This window comes from Paractinoplanes rhizophilus (assembly GCF_042664765.1).
In the GTDB taxonomy this organism is placed as follows: Bacteria; Actinomycetota; Actinomycetes; order Mycobacteriales; family Micromonosporaceae; genus Actinoplanes; species Actinoplanes rhizophilus.
Genome location: NZ_JBHTBJ010000002.1, coordinates 214540 through 231890, shown reverse-complemented (window position 1 = coordinate 231890; position 17351 = coordinate 214540). Strand labels below are relative to the sequence as shown.

The 17351-nt window shown below is 71.2% G+C and carries 14 protein-coding genes and 1 pseudogene; 8 read left to right on the top strand and 7 right to left on the bottom strand.

All coding sequences use genetic code 11. The annotated features are described in order from the left end of the window. Positions 1 to 52: 52 nt before the first annotated feature. From metF to ACFQS1_RS04915, 5 genes and pseudogenes are all read left to right on the top strand, one after another. Complete coding sequence (gene metF / locus ACFQS1_RS04935; RefSeq protein WP_378964837.1) at positions 53 to 979, top strand: methylenetetrahydrofolate reductase [NAD(P)H]; 927 nt, start codon at positions 53 to 55, stop codon at positions 977 to 979. A gap of 30 nt (positions 980 to 1009) precedes the next feature. After that, positions 1010 to 1654 carry a CDP-alcohol phosphatidyltransferase family protein gene (locus ACFQS1_RS04930; protein ID WP_378964836.1) on the top strand — a complete coding sequence of 215 codons (645 nt, stop codon included), beginning with the start codon at positions 1010 to 1012 and terminating at the stop codon, positions 1652 to 1654. Positions 1655 to 1816: 162 nt separating this feature from the next. After that, on the top strand, positions 1817 to 2257 hold the full coding sequence (locus tag ACFQS1_RS04925) for an HNH endonuclease (protein ID WP_378965030.1): 441 nt from the start codon (positions 1817 to 1819) through the stop codon (positions 2255 to 2257). Positions 2258 to 2378: 121 nt separating this feature from the next. Next, positions 2379 to 2846: a MarR family winged helix-turn-helix transcriptional regulator gene (locus ACFQS1_RS04920; protein ID WP_378964835.1), complete on the top strand. Its 468-nt coding sequence runs from the start codon at positions 2379 to 2381 to the stop codon at positions 2844 to 2846. 44 nt (positions 2847 to 2890) lie between these two features. Next, a pseudogene (locus ACFQS1_RS04915) lies at positions 2891 to 4394 on the top strand (MFS transporter). On the opposite strand, the gene ACFQS1_RS04910 reads toward ACFQS1_RS04915, so the two are convergent. From ACFQS1_RS04910 to ACFQS1_RS04895, 4 genes are all read right to left on the bottom strand, one after another. Next, complete coding sequence (locus ACFQS1_RS04910) at positions 4367 to 5611, bottom strand: MFS transporter (protein WP_378964834.1); 1245 nt, start codon at positions 5609 to 5611, stop codon at positions 4367 to 4369. The pseudogene ACFQS1_RS04915 and the gene ACFQS1_RS04910 sit on opposite strands and share 28 nt — an antisense overlap. A 64-nt stretch (positions 5612 to 5675) precedes the next feature. Next, complete coding sequence (locus ACFQS1_RS04905) at positions 5676 to 6197, bottom strand: hypothetical protein (RefSeq protein ID WP_378964833.1); 522 nt, start codon at positions 6195 to 6197, stop codon at positions 5676 to 5678. A 75-nt stretch (positions 6198 to 6272) separates the two neighbouring features. After that, the gene (locus ACFQS1_RS04900) at positions 6273 to 8735 is read right to left on the bottom strand and encodes an EAL domain-containing protein (RefSeq protein WP_378964832.1); all 2463 of its coding nucleotides are present in this window, start codon (positions 8733 to 8735) and stop codon (positions 6273 to 6275) included. 106 nt (positions 8736 to 8841) lie between these two features. Beyond that, entirely contained in the window at positions 8842 to 10230 is a 1389-nt protein-coding gene (locus tag ACFQS1_RS04895; RefSeq protein WP_378964831.1) for an FAD-dependent monooxygenase, read from the bottom strand. A gap of 35 nt (positions 10231 to 10265) precedes the next feature. Between ACFQS1_RS04895 and ACFQS1_RS04890 the strand changes: the two genes are divergently transcribed. Next, positions 10266 to 10841: a TetR/AcrR family transcriptional regulator gene (locus tag ACFQS1_RS04890; RefSeq protein WP_378964830.1), complete on the top strand. Its 576-nt coding sequence runs from the start codon at positions 10266 to 10268 to the stop codon at positions 10839 to 10841. Positions 10842 to 10897: 56 nt separating this feature from the next. On the opposite strand, the gene ACFQS1_RS04885 is transcribed toward ACFQS1_RS04890, so the two are convergent. The 3 genes from ACFQS1_RS04885 to ACFQS1_RS04875 all read right to left on the bottom strand — a co-directional run bounded on the left by ACFQS1_RS04885 (position 10898) and on the right by ACFQS1_RS04875 (position 14327). Continuing rightward, positions 10898 to 11644: a succinate dehydrogenase/fumarate reductase iron-sulfur subunit gene (locus ACFQS1_RS04885; protein WP_378964829.1), complete on the bottom strand. Its 747-nt coding sequence runs from the start codon at positions 11642 to 11644 to the stop codon at positions 10898 to 10900. An 81-nt stretch (positions 11645 to 11725) separates the two neighbouring features. Continuing rightward, positions 11726 to 13678 carry a fumarate reductase/succinate dehydrogenase flavoprotein subunit gene (locus ACFQS1_RS04880; protein WP_378964828.1) on the bottom strand — a complete coding sequence of 651 codons (1953 nt, stop codon included), beginning with the start codon at positions 13676 to 13678 and terminating at the stop codon, positions 11726 to 11728. A 4-nt stretch (positions 13679 to 13682) separates the two neighbouring features. Continuing rightward, complete coding sequence (locus ACFQS1_RS04875; RefSeq protein WP_378965029.1) at positions 13683 to 14327, bottom strand: succinate dehydrogenase cytochrome b subunit; 645 nt, start codon at positions 14325 to 14327, stop codon at positions 13683 to 13685. Positions 14328 to 14468: 141 nt separating this feature from the next. On the opposite strand from ACFQS1_RS04875, the gene ACFQS1_RS04870 reads away from it, so the two are divergent. Both ACFQS1_RS04870 and ACFQS1_RS04865 read left to right on the top strand, forming a co-directional pair. Beyond that, positions 14469 to 15392: a LysR family transcriptional regulator gene (locus ACFQS1_RS04870; protein WP_378964827.1), complete on the top strand. Its 924-nt coding sequence runs from the start codon at positions 14469 to 14471 to the stop codon at positions 15390 to 15392. Between the two features lie 249 nt (positions 15393 to 15641). Further along, complete coding sequence (locus tag ACFQS1_RS04865; RefSeq protein ID WP_378964826.1) at positions 15642 to 17306, top strand: hypothetical protein; 1665 nt, start codon at positions 15642 to 15644, stop codon at positions 17304 to 17306. The last annotated feature ends 45 nt before the right edge of the window (positions 17307 to 17351 follow it).

Here is a 17351-nt window from a genome sequence, read left to right as displayed (position 1 = left end):
GTCCCAGACGCTAGCTGACGGGATGGCGGTCGCTGCCGGTAGAGTCGTCCGCGTGGCTCTCGGACTTCCTTCGCGCCTGCCCGGCACACCGGCGATCGGTGAGCTGATCCGGGAGGCCGCGCCGACGTTCTCGTTCGAGTTCTTTCCGCCCAAGACACCCGAGGGCGAGAGGTTGCTCTGGCGGGCCATCCGCGAGCTCGAGCCGCTGCGACCCAGCTTCGTGTCGATCACGTACGGCGCGGGCGGCACCACGCGGGACACGACGGTCGCGGTCACCGAGCGCGTCGCCGGCGAGACTACGCTGCTGCCGATGGCCCACCTGACCGCGGTCAACCACTCGGTCGCCGAGCTGCGCAACGTGATCGGCCGCCTGGCCGGCGCCGGCATCCGCAACGTGCTGGCCGTGCGCGGCGACCCGCCGGGCGACCCGATGGGCGAGTGGGTGCGGCACCCCGAGGGCGTCCTCTACGCCGAAGAGCTGGTGCGCCTGGTCAAGGAGTCCGGCGACTTCTCGGTGGGTGTCGCCGCGTTCCCGTACAAGCACCCGCGGTCGGCCGACATCGAGAGCGACACCGAGAATTTCGTCCGCAAATGCCGTGCCGGCGCCGATTTCGCCATCACCCAGATGTTCTTCGACGCCGACGAGTACCTCCGGTTGCGCGACCGGGTGGCCGCGGCCGGTGGCGAGACGCCCATCGTGCCCGGCGTGATGCCGGTGACCCGGATGGCGACGATCGAGCGGTCGAGCCAGCTGTCCGGGGCGCCGTTCCCGCCGCACCTGCTCGCGCGGTTCGAGCGGGTCGCCGAGGACGAGGCCGCGGTGCGGGCGCTGGGCGTCGAGATGTGCGCCGAGATGTGCGCCAAGCTGGTCGACGAGGGTGTTCCGGGCATCCACTTCATCACGCTCAACCGCTCGACGGCCACGCGCGAGGTGTGGCAGCTCCTGGCGCCGTCCGAGGTCGCCGCCGCGGCCGCCTGACGTTCGGCGCCTCGTGAGCCGGGGGTCGCCGTGACCTGGGAGCAGTACTGCGTGGCGTGGGCGCGGCTGCACGGCGGGTTCGATCCGAGCGGGGCGTCGCCGCTGGTGCGGGGATGGGTGCTCCTCGCGTACCGGATGGGCTCCTGGCTCGGCGGCAAGCGTGTCGGGCCGACGGCCGTGACCACCGCGGGGTTGATTCTCTGCTGGTGTGTGCCGCTTGCGGTGCTCGTGGGGCGCCCGGGCCTGGTGCTCGCCGGGGTGCTGGTGCTGATGTCGGCGCTGGCCGACGGGCTCGACGGCGCGGTGGCGGTGGTGACCGGGCGGGCGAGCCGGCTCGGCTACGTCTACGACTCGGTGGCCGACCGGGTCGGGGAGGCGGCCTGGCTGCTGGCCTTCTGGCTGGCCGGGGCGCCGGGCTGGCTGGTGGTGGCGGCGGGCGCGGCGAGCTGGCTGCACGAGTACGCGCGGGCGCGTGCCACGGCGGCCGGGATGACCGAGATCGGGGCGGTGACCGTCGCCGAGCGGCCGACCCGGGTGCTGGTCGCCATCTTCGGGCTGTTGCTGAGCGTGGTCGCCGGCCTGGTGATCACGGTGGCCGCCGGTTTGTGGCTCGTGCTCGCGGTGGTGGGCGGGGTGCAGCTGGCGGTCGCCATTCGTCGCGAACTGGCGTCCTGAGCTGCGCCCTTCTCTGCGCCCCGCTGAGGCCGCCGGTGGTGATCGTTAATCGGTTGTCCGAGGTGGACCGCGCTTCTACCGTGGTGCGTGACACAGCCCACCCTTCTCGTCGCGGTGGGTGACGGCGCAAACTCTAGTTGATCCATGGGGGAGGTGGCCATGATGAGCGCGGTGCTGGTGCTGAACGCCGATTTCGGACCGCTGCACCGGGTCAGCCTCCGGCACGCCATCCGGATGCTGTTCCGCGAGGTGGCTGTGGTGCACGAGGCCGAGCCCGACCGGCAGATCGGCGTCTTCCCGATGCCGACCGTCGTGCGGCTGGTCAGCTACGTGGTCACGCGCTGGCGGCACAGCCGCGGGCCGGCCTGGTCGCGGGCGGGCGTGCTGACGCGCGATCGGCGGGCGTGCGCGTACTGCGGCGGCGCGGCCTCCACGATCGACCACGTGCTGCCGCGCTCGCGCGGCGGCCGCAACGAGTGGGCCAACACCGTGGCCGCGTGCGGCCGGTGCAACAACCGCAAGGGCGACCGGACGCCGGGCGAGGCGCGGATGCCGCTGCGGGTCCGGCCGTTCGCGCCGACCTGGGCGGATCTTGCCGGATAAATGGCCCTTCCGGAGGCCGCATCCAGACGACGACCGGTGGGCCGGGCACGGGGGCGGGTCCGCCGGTCGTCCATCAACTGGATAATCCCGTTACGGATAATCCGGGGCTAGGATGACGGACATGGCAGCACCCGAGCGCACCGAGCGCGACATTACCGGCCTGCTCAACATGGCCGGCCACGTGCTCTCCAACCGGCTGAGCGCGGCTCTCGCCGATGTCGGCCTGACGCCGCGCATGCAGTGCGTGCTGGTGCACGCGCTCGAGGAGGAGCGCACCCAGATCCAGCTGGCGGCGCTCGCCGACCTCGACAAGACCACCATGGTCAGCACGGTTGACGAGCTCGAGCGGCGCGGCCTGGCCGAGCGGCGCCCGTCCGCCACCGATCGCCGCGCGCGGATCATCGCCGTCACCGAGAAGGGCCGGCTCGCGGCCGAGGAGGGCCAGCGCATCGTCGACCGGGTGCACGCGTCGGCGCTCGGCGGGCTACCCGGCGAGTCGCGGGCCGCGTTCGTCGAGGCGCTCGGCGCCCTGGCCGGGGTCACCCGCGACCCGGGTCCGCAGCCGATCCGGCGGGCGAGAGGTAGGTGACAAACAGATAGTCCGCTAGCGGATTATCTGTTACGGTCTGGCTCATGAGCCTTACCGTGAGCCGACGCGCGGCCGCACTCGCCGTGCTCTGCGCCATGTCGCTGATGATCGTTCTGGACAGCACGATCGTCGCCGTCGCCGTTCCCGACATTCAGCGCGATCTCGGCTTCTCCGCCGCCGGGGTCGCCTGGGTCGTCAACGCCTATCTGGTCGCGTTCGCCGGCCTCCTCCTGCTGGCCGGGCGCCTCGGCGACCTCGTCGGCGCGTGGCGGGTGTTCCTGGCCGGGCTGGGGCTGTTCACGGTCGCCAGCCTGCTGTGCGGGTTCGCCGGCAGCGCCGGTCTGCTGGTGGCCGGCCGGTTCGTGCAGGGCGCCGGGGGCGCGCTGGCCGCCGCCGTGGTGATCGGCATGATCGTGCGACTCTTCCCCGGGCCGGCCGAGCAGGCGCGGGCCATGGGCATCTACAGCTTCACCCAGGCCGGCGGGGCCGCGGTCGGGTTCGTGGTCGGCGGGGTGCTCACCGATGCGGTCGGCTGGCCGGCGATCTTCCTGGTCAACGTGCCGATCGGGGTGGCCGTGTGGGTGTTCGGGCGGCGGCTGCTGCCCCGCGAGGCCGGGCCGGGGCTGGCCGGCGGGCTCGACCTGCCCGGGGCGTTGCTGATCACCGCGGGGCTGTCGCTCGGGGTCTACGCCATCGTCCGTACCGGATCGCCGGACGCGACCGTGCCCGCCGCGCTGAGCGCGACCGTCGCGGTGCTGTTGATCCTCGGGTTCCTGGTGCGGCAGCGCCTGGCCCGGCGGCCGCTGATCGAGTTGCGGGTGCTCTTCCGGCGATGGCTGCTCACCGCCAACGCGGCGGTGCTGCTGGTGTTCGCGACCGGAATGGGGTTCCAGTTCCTGAACGCGCTGTTCGTGCAGCGGGTGATGGGCTACGACGCGCTGGGGACCGGGCTGGCCTTCCTGCCCACGCCGATCGTGATCGGGCTGGTGTCGCTGTTGGTGGCGCCGCGGGCGGTTCGGGCCCCGGGCGGTGCTGATCGTCGGGCTCTCGCTGCTGCTGGCCGGGCTGTTGCTGCTGTCCCGGGTGCCGGTCACGGTGTCCTATGTGGTGGATCTGCTGCCGCCGCTGCTGGTGATGGGGCTGGGCGTGGGCATCACCGTGCCGGCGATGATCATGCTGGCCATGGCGGGGGCGGCGCCCGCGGACACCGGGATGGTGTCGGGGTTCGGCAACACGGCGCAGCAGGCCGGCGGGGCGCTGGGGTTGTCGGTGCTGGCGGCGGTGGCGGCCGCTCGGACGTCGGGGCGTGCGGAGGCGGGGGTGTCGGCGGTGGAGGCGCTGCGGGACGGGTACGCGCGGGCGTTTCTGGTGGCGGCGGGGTTTGTGGTGGTGGCGCTGCTGGTGGCGGTGGTCTTGCTGCGACGGCCGCCGGTTGGGGGCGTTTCGACGGCCGGGGGCCCGACGGCGCCGGGTGCGCCCGGGGTGTCGGCGGCCTTGGAGGCCGGCGGGTCGGTGCGGGGTCAGCCCGCTTGTAGTTCGGCGTCCTGACGGGCGCCGTAGCCGCGGATGGCGGCCGCGGCCGCCGTGAGGGTCAAGAGGGCGGTGACCAGGAACAACGGGGTGGGGCCGAAGTGGACGGCGGCCGAGCCCAGCGGGATGGCCAGGGCGACCGGGCCGAACATGACGGTGTTGGACGTGGCGGCCACCCGGCCCAGCAGGTGGTCGGGGGTGCGGGTCTGGACCGCGGTGACGCCGGCGATCAGCGACCACACCAGGCCCAGGCCGGCCAGGGCGCTGCCGGCGATCATCGCGGGCCACCACGGGATCGACGAGCTGACGCAGCCGACGGCGAAGACGGCGGCGCCCAGGGCGGCCACCGGGAGCGGGGAGAGGCGGGCCAGCACGCGGCCCACCAGCAGGCCACTGAGGATGGAGCCGGCGCCCTGCGCGGTGGAGAGGAAGCCCAGGCGGGTGGCGGGAAGGTGCAGTCCGTGCACCACCTGGCCGATGACCGCGGCGTTGGCCAGGCCCGACGATCCGATCGCGGCGGCGGCCACCAGGACGGGGGTGCGGACGGCCGGGTTGCCGAAGAGAGCGGCGAGGCCGGCGCGGATCTCACCCCGCTCGGGTCGGCGACGGTCCGACGCGGTGGTGGATCGGGCTGGGGTGGATCGGGCTGGGGTGGATTGGGCTGGGGTGGATTGGGCTGGGGTGGCCGGGCGGAGCGTGAGCAGGGCGTAGCAGGCGGCGGTCAGCAGCGGCATCGTGGCGCAGATCAGCACCACCGGGACCGGGCCGCGCCAGGCGTACAGGCCGGCTCCGGCCAGCGGGGCCAGCAGTTTCATGCCCTCCTGGGCGCTCGAGCGCCAGCCGTTCACGTCGCCCAGCCGGTCGGTCGGCAGGGCGGCGGGGAGGATCGCGGTCTCGCCGGCATCGAGGAGCACATAGCTCAGGCCGCGGGCCAGCAGGGTCGCGTAGATCAGCCAGGCGTCGCCGGCGGACGAGACCGTCAGCAAGGTCAGGAGCAGGGCGCCCAGGACGACATCCACCCAGATCAGCAACGGGCGCCGGGGGAGGCGGTCGACCAGCGCGCCGAGCCAGGGCGCCGCCAGGGTGGGTGCGTAGATGCACAGGCCGGTCAGGGCGGCCAGGCTCACCGAGCCGGTCAGGTCGAGCACCCAGATGCCGGCCGAGAGGGTCATGGCGGTGCTGCCGAAGCCGGACAGCAGCGAGATCAGGACGAACAGGGTCGCGTTGCGGCGCACGGCGTCGACCTCCCGAGAGTTGAGTCGGTAAGGCTCATATCTTCGAGAGTTGAGCGATGATCTGTCAACGGGGCGTGGCGGCCTCCAGCGCGGCGGCGAGCCGTTCGACGCAGGACCGGGTGGGGCGGGGCAGGGTGACGCGGGCCTCGGACAGGTCGGCGCGGGAGAGGCCGGCCCCGTGGAGGCCGGCCTCGGCGAGGTCGGCCATCACGTCGGCGACCAGCGAATACAGGCCGGAGAGCGGGGCGTCGGCGGCGAAGGAGAGGGTCTGGCGCACGAGGGGCGCGCGCCGGAACCGGGTGTCCCAGCGGCGATCGGCGCCGACTCGCCGATACAGATCGACGGCGGCCGCGCGCAGGGCGGCGATCTCGGGGCCGTAGGGGACATCGGGTCGGACCGGGTGCACGGCGGATGCCAGGCGCAGGCGGCGCTGCTCGGCGGCCTGGCGGCTGCCGAGGCCCAGCGCGGAGGCGATGTCTGCCCAGGTCGCGCCGTCGCGGCGGGCCTGGTCGATGAGCTCCAACTCGGCGGCGTCGAGCCGCGCCCGCGCCGCGGGGATCTCGCGTAGCGCGGTGAGGTCGGCCATGCTCTGAGCCTATCAGTTGTCAACGAAACATTGACAATATCTCGCCGTTGGTGGGCCGGCGCAGGCTTCGGCCGGTCAGGCGCCTCGGCGCAGGCGGAATTCGCCGTCCTCGGCGGCCAGGCGGGACGGGCGGTTGCCGTCGTCGCCGCGGACCAGGGCGGCGATCTCCTTGCGGGCCTCGTGCCGCAGCCGGCGCAGGCGCGGGCCGGCCGGCTCCCGGGTGATGTAGCCCTGGACGTGCTTGATGCGGCGCTCGAAGATCTGGCGGAGGGTGAGCGGGGACTCGTCGTCCACGCCCTCGACGATGACTACGCGCTGGCCGTGGCTGGTGTCGCGGGCGACCGACACCACCAGCGACAGCTCCTGCAGCGCCTGCGGGTGATGCAGGATCGCGCGGTCCACCTTGATCTGGGTCAGCGGCAGCTCGGACATCCGGGACAGCGAGGCGTAGCCGGTGCCGAAGTCGTCCACGGCGAAGGCGACCCCGACGTCCCGGGCGATTGCCGCGAGTCGCTTGTGGAAGTACGCGTGCGGCTCGTCGGGCCACTGCTCGCCGTCGCGGGGCTCGATCGGGTCCTGCTCGGAGATCTCCAGCGTCACCGCGGCGGCCCGCAGCGACGCCTCGGCGATCGCCTCGCGCAGGGTTTCGACGTACGTGTCGTCCAGCAGCGCCCGCACCGAGACGTTGACCGACACCGGCTTCGGCTCGTCCCAGGGCCCTTCGGCATGGGCCACCGCGTACGCCCGCAGCGCCGACCGCAGGATGACCTTGTCGCGCTCGACCACGAAGCGGTCGCCCCAGGTGCGGGCGATCTGCAGCATCGCGAACGGCGCCCGGGACTCGTCGAGCGAGCGCCGGGCCAGGGCCTCGTAGCTGTGCACGCTCACGTTCGCGACGGCGGGCCCGATCGTGATGACCGGCTGGAACACGATGCGGAACGACTCGAGCACCTCGTGGTAGAGGCGGAAGCAGCGTTCGTACAGCGGGTTCGGCAGGCGCCCGAACGTCTCGCGCAGCGCGGTCAGCACCTGGATCTCGGCCTCGGCCGGCGACGCCGCGAAGTCGGTGCGCCAGATGGTCTCGATCACCTTGGCCATCGGCTGGCCGATCGCGACCAGGGCGGGCGGCGGGTCGACCACGGCCAGCATCAGGACCGTGTCGTCGCTGCGGCTGACCGGCACGCACAGCACCGTACGGGTCGCGTCGCGCGAGATGCGCCCGAACCACTCGAGGCTCGGCGGGCGCACCGGGTCGTCGGCGAAGTGTAGCAGCGTCTGCACGCTGTTCTGGTCGAAACGCGCGGTGGCGTCGATCGTGGTGATGCCGGTGGGCGTGTACTCCAGCAGCGCGACCGACTCGGCGCCGGTCGCCGCCTTGAGGTAGTGCACGCGGTCGGCCCGCAGGATGGCGCCGGAGAGGCGGGGCTCGCGGGCGGCGCGGGACAGGCGGTCGATGAGCCCGGCGATCGCGGCGGCGTGCCGGTCGATCGGGTTCTCCAGCGGCATGGTCTCGACCGTCGCCGAGCCCGCCGGCGCGGGCACCGACGGGGCGGAGGAGCCGGACGGCAAGGACCCGGAGTCGGACGCCAAGGAATCGGATTCGGGCGCCGACGTGTCGGATTCGGGCGCCAAGGAGCCGTAGTCGCGCGCCGCGGAGCCGGGCGCCGCAGGGTCGAGTATCGCGGGGGCGAACTCGGCCGAGGCGGGCGCGGGGATCGGCTCGAGCGTGATGACCGGACGGGGCTGCGGCGCGCCGACGACCGGATCGGGGTCGATCACCAGGGGCGTCGAGCCGGGACCGAAGACGGTGAGCGCCGCCGTCGCGCCCCAGGACTGCACGACCGCCGACGGCAGCGGCTCGAGGCCCTTGGCCAGCACGTAGCTGCTCAGCGCCGAGAACGTCACCCGCCCGTCGGCGTCGGCCGCCGCGCCGTGCAGCGCGTCGAGCACGTGGTGGGTGAGCACGCCGTGCCCGTGCGCTGGGTCCTCGCGGGTCGCGCCGTCCCGGGCGCAGGTGGCGAGCGCGCAGTACCGGGCGTCGTCGCGACCGGTGACGCCGATCAGGTCGACCGGACGGCCGGGGGCCGCCATCAGGCTTCCGGCGCGGCAGCAGTCGAGGATCAGCGTGGCCGTGCCGGCGAACAGCTCGAACACGTCCTGCTGCAGGTACGACATGCGCAGCCCGGCGTCGGGGTCGTAGCCGAGCGCCGCCTCGTCGAGGTCGGGAGTGACCAGGTAGACGTCGGTGCCGAGGCTCCACGCCGGGGTCAGCGTGTGACCGGCGAAGTAGACCAGCAGCGAGTCGGTCGGGTCGGAGTCCAGAGCGATGCGGCGCAGCGCGGTCTTGATCTCGGCGGCGCTGGTCCGCGGGCCCGTGAACATCTCGACGTCGGCCGGGTCGTACGTGCCGATCTCGGGGTCGCACAGCAGGTCACGGATCGCCTCGGCGTCGCGGACCGCGTACCGCAAAGCGGGCAGGGACGCGCCGATGCCCGAGTCGTCGACACCGACGACTACCGCAAAGCGCTTCTCTGTCACGGACTGTCCCCGGGGTCTGACGAATGCGGCGCCAGGTGATGGTACCGATTCGGCGGCGCCGATCAAGTTGATCAGATCTTGGGGACATCCACACTCGACCCTTGGGCTATAAACCGAGCTCCTTGCAGTAGGCCGAAATGTCCGCCATATCCGTGGTGGCGCACCCTACGTAGTTGTCCGGTCGCACCAGCATGAGGGTCGGCGTGCTTACCCCGTACGCGTCAAGAGCCGCCGGATCCACGACGCGATGGACCGCCAGCCGGTCGGTGGCGGCCGGCAGGTCGCCGGCCCAGTCGAAGGCAAGCAGCGTGGCGTGCGGACCTCGCAGCAGATCGAAGATGGTGGCGTCGCCGCAGGGCGCGCCGGGCGCCCGGTCGCCCGCCCGCACCGCGCCCGGTTCGGGCCGATGCTCGCAGGCCAGAGGACCGCCGCGGTAGTTCAGCGACAACTGGCGCAGCGCCGGATCGTCCCGGGTCATCGCGTCCTCATCGCCGTCGACGTGCCGGCGGTGAAGGCGCGTCGAGATGCCGAGGACGTCGGCCGCGACCGGCAGGCGCTCCGCCTCGTAGGTGTCGAGCAGCGCGTCGATTCCGGTGGACAGTTTCCATCCCAGGTTGTAGGCGTCCTGGATGCCGGTGTTGAGGCCCTGACCGCCGGCCGGTGAGTGCACATGCGCCGCGTCACCGGCGAGGAAGACGTCACCCACCCGGTAGCGCGAGACCATCCGGATGTTCGCCCGGAAGTGGGACGTCCACCCGACGTGGGTCACGCGGAGCGCCGGGTCCACCGACGACACGAGCTCGGGAATAGGCAAATCGGACGGCGGCGCGGTGAGCTGGAAATCGTCGGTGCCGGGCAGCGGGCACAGACCGAGCCGGAAAGAGTTTTCCGAGGGCCAGACATGCCAGTTCGCCCGGTCGAGGCCGTCGATGCGCACGTCGGCGATCATGAGGCGCTCGGTCTCGTGGGTCGACCCCTCGAACGGCACACCGAGCAGCTTGCGAACCGTGCTCTGGCCGCCGTCGGCGCCGACGACATAGCGCGCCACCACGACCTCGCCGGTGTCGAGCGTGACCCGGACGCCCTCGTCGAGCTGAGCGAGGCCGGTGAGGCCGACCCCGAGCTCGACCGGCACACCCTCGGCGAGAAGGGCGCAGGTCTGCCACTGGGGGACCATCAGGATGTTCGGATACGGCGCCTGCGGGGTCGGCTCGACCACCGGATCCATGCGGCGGCGCATCGCGGAGCCGTCGGGCAGGTGGATCAGCAACTCGGGGTAGTCGCTGCCGGTCGCACGGAACGCGCCGATCAGGCCGAGGTCGTCGAGCACCTCCTGGGTGCGCGGCTGGATGCCCTTGCCGCGGGAGCCGGTGAACGGCGCGGCCGATTTCTCCACGATGCGGAAGGGGACGCCGTGGCGCTGCAGCTCGCGGGCGAGGGTGAGGCCGGTCGGGCCGGCGCCGACGATCATTATGAACTCAGATTCACTGAACATGGATTCACCATACGGTGCGTTGATATCCTGCGTCAATGGCGGAAACCGGTGTGCGCAAGCAGCGCGCGGCGCAGACCGAGGCGGAGCTCAAGGCGGCGGCGATCCGGGTCTTCGCGCGGGTGGGTTACCTCAACACCAAGATCACTGACATCACGGCCGAGGCCGGGCGCGCGACCGGCTCGTTCTATCAGCACTTCGCCGGCAAGGAGCAGCTGCTCGAGGCGCTGCTGGCCGACCTGCTGGCCGAGGGCGACGCGGGCGCGCTGCTGGCCGGCCACTCGGACGACTTCTCCGACCGGTCGGCGATCCGCTTCCACATCGAGCAGTACTGGGCGGTCTACCGCCGGCATCGCACGGTGATCGAGGCGTTGCGCCAGGCGGCGATCGTCGACCCGCAGTTCGATCAGGTGCAGCAGGAGATGACCAGGCCCGACATCGTGCACCTGTCGCGGCACATGGCCAAGGCCGCCCCGTCCGGCGACCCCGGCCTGCTCGCGTCGATCTTCAGCCTGCTGGTGTCCACGTTCGCCGCGACCTGGATCGACAAGATTCCCGACGACGTGGCGATAGAGACATTGACCAGCTTTGTGTACGGGGGGATCAACGGTTGATGCCGTGCCGGGCACGCCGTTGTGCCCGGCCCGGAGTCATCCGGCCGCCCCGCCGTTCAAGACTTGTTGCGCAGCGCCTTGCGGTAGTCGCTGTTGAGCCGGCCGATCAGCGTCAGCGGGATGCCCTTGGGGCAGACCGTGGTGCACTCGCCGGCGTTGGTGCAGCCGCCGAAGCCGGCGTCGTCGTGCGCCTGGAGCATGTCGATGACGCGGGTGTCGCGCTCGGGCTGGCCCTGCGGCAGCAGCCCGAGGTGGGCCACCTTCGCCGCGGTGAACAGCATCGCCGAGCCGTTCGGGCAGGCCGCCACGCACGCCCCGCAGCCGATGCAGGTCGCCGCCTCGAACGCCAGGTCGGCGTCCTTCTTGGGCACCGGGGTGGCGTGCGCCTCGGGGGCCGCGCCGGTCGGGGCGGTGATGTAGCCGCCGGCCTGGATGATCTGGTCGAACGCCGAGCGGTCGACGACCAGGTCCTTGATGACCGGGAAGGCCGCCGCCCGCCACGGCTCGACGTCGATCACGTCGCCGTCGGAGAAGTGGCGCATGTGCAGCTGGCATGTCGTGGTGGCCCGCTCGGGGCCGTGCGCCACGCCGTCGATGACCATGCTGCACATGCCGCAGATGCCCTCGCGGCAGTCGTGGTCGAACGCGATCGGGTCGTCCCCGTCGAGGATCAGCTTCTCGTTCAGGACGTCGAGCATCTCCAGGAAGGAGGCGTCCGGAGAGATGTCCTTCACGTCGTACGTCACCATGCGACCTTTGTCTTTCGAAGAAGACTGGCGCCAGACGCGTACCTGGATGTCCATTGAGGGTTATTCACGACCTTCCGTGAGTTGCAGTGAGAGTGAGGCCGCCGGCGGCGTCTCCACCGTCGTGAACAACCCTCACTACTTGTAGCTGCGGGTGCTCGGGTGGACGTACTCGAATTCGAGCTGTTCCTTGTGCAGGGTGGGCTTCCCATCGGCGGCGGCGCCGGCGTACTCCCAGGCCGCGACGTAGCTGAACTCGTCGTCGTGGCGCAGCGCCTCGCCGTCGGGGGTCTGCGACTCGGCGCGGAAGTGGCCGCCGCACGACTCCCGGCGGTGCAGAGCGTCGATGCACATCAGCTCGGCCAGCTCGAAGAAGTCGGCGACCCGGCCGGCCTTCTCCAGGTTCTGGTTGAGCTGCTCGCCGGTGCCGGGCACCTTGACCCGCTGCCAGAACTCCTCGCGCAGCGACCGGATCAGGCCGATCGCCTTGGTCAGGCCCTCCTCGGTGCGCTCCATCCCGCAGTACTCCCACATGATGTGGCCGAGCTCGCGGTGGAACGAGTCGACGGTGCGGTCCCCGTCGACCGACAGCAGCTTCGCGATGCGGTCCTCGACAGCGGCTTTCGCGGAGACGACGGCTTCGTGGTCGGCAGCGATCTTCTCGAAGGGGCCGGACGCCAGGTAGTTGCCCAGCGTCGTCGGCAGCACGAAGTAGCCGTCGCCCAGGCCCTGCATCAGCGCGGACGCGCCGAGCCGGTTGGCGCCGTGGTCGGAGAAGTTGGCCTCGCCCACCACGAACAGGCCCGGGATCGTCGACTGCAGGTCGTAGTCGACCCAGAGCCCGCCCATCGTGTAGTGCACCGCGGGATAGATCCGCATCGGCACCTCGTACGGGTCCTCGCCGGTGATCCGCTGGTACATCTCGAAGAGGTTGCCGTACTTGGCCTCGACCGCCTTGCGGCCCAGCCGGCTGATCGCGTCCGCGAAGTCCAGGTACACGCCGAGGCCGCCGGGGCCGACGCCGCGACCCTCGTCGCAGACGTTCTTGGCGGCCCGGGAGGCGATGTCCCGGGGCACGAGGTTGCCGAACGAGGGGTAGATCCGCTCGAGGTAGTAGTCCCGCTCGTCCTCGGGGATGTCGCCGGGAGCGCGCTTGTCGTCCCGGGCCAGCGGGACCCAGACCCGGCCGTCGTTGCGCAGCGACTCGCTCATCAGGGTGAGCTTCGACTGGTGCGTGCCGGACTCCGGGATGCAGGTCGGGTGGATCTGCGTGTAGCAGGGGTTGCCGAACAGCGCGCCCTTGCGGTGCGCCCGCCACGACGCGGTGACGTTGCAGCCCTTGGCGTTGGTGGAGAGGAAGAAGACGTTGCCGTAACCGCCGGAGGCGAGCACGACCGCGTCGGCCATCTCGGTGGTGATCTCGCCGGTGACCATGTCCCGCACGACGATGCCGCGGGCCCTGCCGTCGACCACGATCAGCTCCAGCATCTCGTGCCGGGCGTTCATCTCGATGTTGCCGAGGCCGATCTGCCGCTCCATCGCCTGGTAGGCGCCCAGCAGCAGCTGCTGACCCGTCTGGCCGCGGGCGTAGAAGGTGCGCGACACCTGGGTGCCGCCGAACGAGCGGTTGTCGAGCAGGCCGCCGTACTCGCGGGCGAACGGGACGCCCTGCGCCACCGCCTGGTCGATGATGTTCACCGACACCGTGGCGAGCCGGTAGACGTTCGACTCGCGGGCGCGGAAGTCGCCGCCCTTCACGGTCTCGTAGAACAGCCGGTAGATCGAGTCGCCGTCGTTGCGGTAGTTCTTGGCGGCGTTGATGCCGCCCTGCGCGGCGATCGAGTGCGCCCGCCGCGGGCTGTCCTGATAGCAGTACGACTTGACGTGGTACCCGGCCTCGGCCAGCGTGGCCGCGGCCGAGCCGCCGGCCAGGCCGGTGCCGACCACGATCACCGTCAGCTTGCGGCGGTTGGCCGGGTTGACCAGCTTGACGGAGAACTTGCGGCGTTCCCAGCGGGTCTCGATCGGGCCGTCCGGGGCGGCGGTGTCGGCGATCGGGTCGCCGTCGTGCCAGTACTCGTGCGATGTCATGGGATCAATCCACCAATCCGGTCAGGACCGCGAACGGCACCGACAGGTAACCGACAACCAAGATCAAAGACAGGACCAGAGCGGTCGTACGGGCGATCACCTCGCCGCGCGGAGTCTGCTGGCCGAGCGTGCGGACCGCGCTGAACAGGCCGTGCCGCAGGTGGAACCCGACGGCCACGATCGCCAGCGTGTAGAAGAGCGTCACGTACCAGCGGCCCGGCGCGAAGTCGGCGACCACGTTCGCGTACGGCTTCCCGGCCTCGGCGTTCGGGTTCACGGTGAGCGTCGTGAGGTCCAGGATGTGGTAGATCACGAAGAGCAGGATGATCACGCCGCCCCAGCGCATCGTGCGCGCGGCATAGCTGCCCTGCACCTTCGGCCGGTGGGCGTACTTGACCGGGCGGGCCTTGCGGGCCCGGCGGGCCAGGACCGTCGCGGCCCAGATGTGCCCGACGACGGCGATCGTGAGGCCGGCGCGCTGGATCCAGAGGTACCACTCGTTCGGCAGCAACGGTGTGCCGATCGTGCGCAGCCAGTGCGCGTAGTGGTCGAAGGTCGTCGCGCCGAAGAAGATCTTCAGGTTGCCGATCATGTGCAGGTACAGGAACAGGACCAGCAGGATGCCGGTCACCGCCATGAAGATCTTCAGCGCCACCGACGACGCCCGCTTCTTCGCCGGTGCCGGCGCCGCCTTGGGGACTCTCGTGTCTACCGCCACGAGAAGAACGGTATTTAGGCCCTATGCGATTCGTCTAATGCATGATCGGGTAGGTATCCATAGCGATAGGCTATGGACATGCAGCTGCAACAGCTTCGCTACTTTCTGGCCGTGGTGGAAACTCGACATTTCACCCAAGCAGCGGACAATCTGGGCGTCTCGCAGCCGACGCTCAGTAAACAAATTCACACCCTCGAGCAGAGCCTCGGCGCGCCGCTCCTCGAACGCATCCGGGGCGCCGTGACACTCACCGTCGCGGGCGAGACGCTGCTGCCGATGGCCCAGCGCATGGTCGCCGACGCCGACGCCGCCCGCGAGGCCGTCCAGGACATCGTCGGCCTGCGCCGGGGCGACGTGCGGCTCGGCGCCACCCCCAGCCTCTGCTCGTCCCTGGTCCCCGAGGTGCTGCGCACCTTCCGCGCCGAACATCCCGACATCCAGCTGTACGTCGACGAGGGCAGCTCCCAGGATCTCATCGAGAACCTGCTGGCGCACACCCTCGACCTGGCCCTGATCGTCCAGCCCGACCAGGGCGTCGACCCCGCGCTCGCCAGCGTGCCGGTCCTGCGCGAGAGCCTCGTGGTGGCCTCGGCCTTCGACCGGCCGCCGCCCACGCCGTCCGACCAGATCGCCCTTTCCGAGCTCGAGCACATCCCGCTGGTCATGTTCCGGGCCGGTTACGACATCCGCGGCGTCACCCTCGAGGCCTGCCGTCAGGCCGGCTTCACCCCGAAGTTCGCCGTCGAGGGCGGCGAGATGGACGCGGTGCTCGCCTTCGTGGAGGCCGGGCTGGGGGCGGCGCTGGTGCCGAGCATGGTGCTGGCCAACCGGCCGATGCTGCGGGCGACGCCGCTGGCGCCGCCCGGGATGAGACGGACCATCGCCCTGGCGCATCGCAAGCGGTCCGTGCTTCCCCATGCCGCGGAGGCCTTGCGTACGACGTTGCTCGGGCACGTCGCGGCGGGGGATCTGCCGTACGGCGTGCGACCGCTCTAGAAATGACTTTTTTCGACTGACATCACGGCACGCGGTCGCGACATTTCGATCTTGACCGAAGAGGCTGCAGTTCACGGCGTTTTACCTGCTCGCAGCCCGTTTTTCGGGCTCACTCTCCGTATTGGCGGCCGATATTTTTATCCGCCGGAATTTCGTCAGATTCCCTATTGCTTTCGGCGCGCGCCTGGCTACTATTCGGCCTCGTTCGAAATCGACCAGGAGTAATCGGACGGGAAGGATCGGTGGGCAGTGTCGGACCTTGAGCCGGACCCCGAACAGCCCGCCAGCCCGGCCGTCCGATTTCTCCTGGCCGCGATGATCGTGGTCGTGCTCGTCGTCGTGGCCGGCGGCACGGCCTGGTGGCTGTACTCGCAGAAGCCCGGCGAACAGCTCGCCCGCCCCGCGGGACCGTGCCCCGACACGCTCCTGCACGTCGTCGCCGCCCCGGAGATCGCCCCCGTGGTCCGGGACGCGGCGCGCACCGTGAACAACGGTGCGGACTGTGGGGCGATCGGTGTCACCGCCCAGGAACCGGCCGTCACGGCCACCGCCCCCGACCAGCCCGACGTCTGGATTCCCTCCTCCAGCGCGTGGCTGCGGATCTCTCTGGTGGGCGGCGTCGAGGCGTACCGCGTGGACGGTGACCCGATCGCCCGTAGCCCGATCGTCCTGGCCGGGCCCACCACCATCGCCGGTCGCTACGCGCACGGCGACCGGACCTCCTGGATGCAGCTGCTGGCCGGCGTCGCCGGACACCAGATCCCCGCGGTGACCATGCCCGACCCGCTGCACTCGAGCGTCGGCATGCTGGCCGTCTACGCCATCCAGACCGCCATGGCGAGCAGCACGCCCGACGCCGGCATCGCCCAGCTGCGCGCGCTCACCCTGCGCAGCCGGCTCAAGGACGCCTCCGCCGACCCGGCCGAGCTGCTGCGCAAGGTGGCCGCGCAGACGGACGCGAACGCGGCCGCCCAGGAGATCGGCGTCTTCCCGATCACCGAGCAGCAACTGACCACCTATCAGCGCGCCGGCAACGGGATCCCGCTGAGCGGCTCGTTCCCCGCCGACGGGCTGATCGAGGCCGACTACCCGTACGCGGTCTCCACCTCGACCAAACACGCCGACCTCGCCGCGAAGCTGCGGGCGGCGATCGGCAAGCCGCAGCTGACCGAGGCGGGTTTCCGGACGTACGCGATGCAGCACACCGTCGCGGTGCCCGAGCGCTCCGACAAGCTGCTGGCGCCGGCCGTGCAGTGGGCGCAGTACCGCACCCTGGCGTTCCAGGTGCTGCTGCTGATCGACGCCTCGGGCTCGATGAACAAGCCGGCCACCGACAAGTCCGGCCGGCCCACGACCAAGGCGGCGCTGCTGCGCGAGTCCGGCCTGGCCGCGACCCAGGTCCTCGGCGACGAGACCAGCGTGGGGATGTGGTTCTTCAACACCCCGAATCCGAAGAGCCCGCCGCACACCGAGGTCGTGCCGTTCGGCCCGATCAACGACAAGGTCGGCACGGCCACCCGCCGGCAGGCGCTGGCCGGGGCCATGGGCGGCTACAAGGCGCCCAACAACGCCGGCACCCCGCTGTTCCAGACCATCCTGGACGCCCAGGCCGTCATGCGGCCCAAGGTCAAGCCCAACACGATCACGCTGCTGATCGTCCTGAGCGACGGCGCCGACGCCGAGTCGTCGTATGCGATGCCGAAGAAGACGTTCCTGGCCAAGCTCGGCAAGGTCCAGGGCGGGACGAGCCCGGTCCCGGTGATCGGCGTCGGCTTCGGCCCGGACGCCGACATGGCGACGCTCAACGACATCGCCAAGGCCACCGACGGCAAGGCGATCGCCGCGAAGAACCCGGCCGACCTGTCCTCGGCCATGGCCAAGGCCTTCCTCGCCGCGCACGCCGCGCCCGCCTGAACGGCCGCGCCCGCCTGAACGGCCGCGCCCGCCTGAACCGCCGCA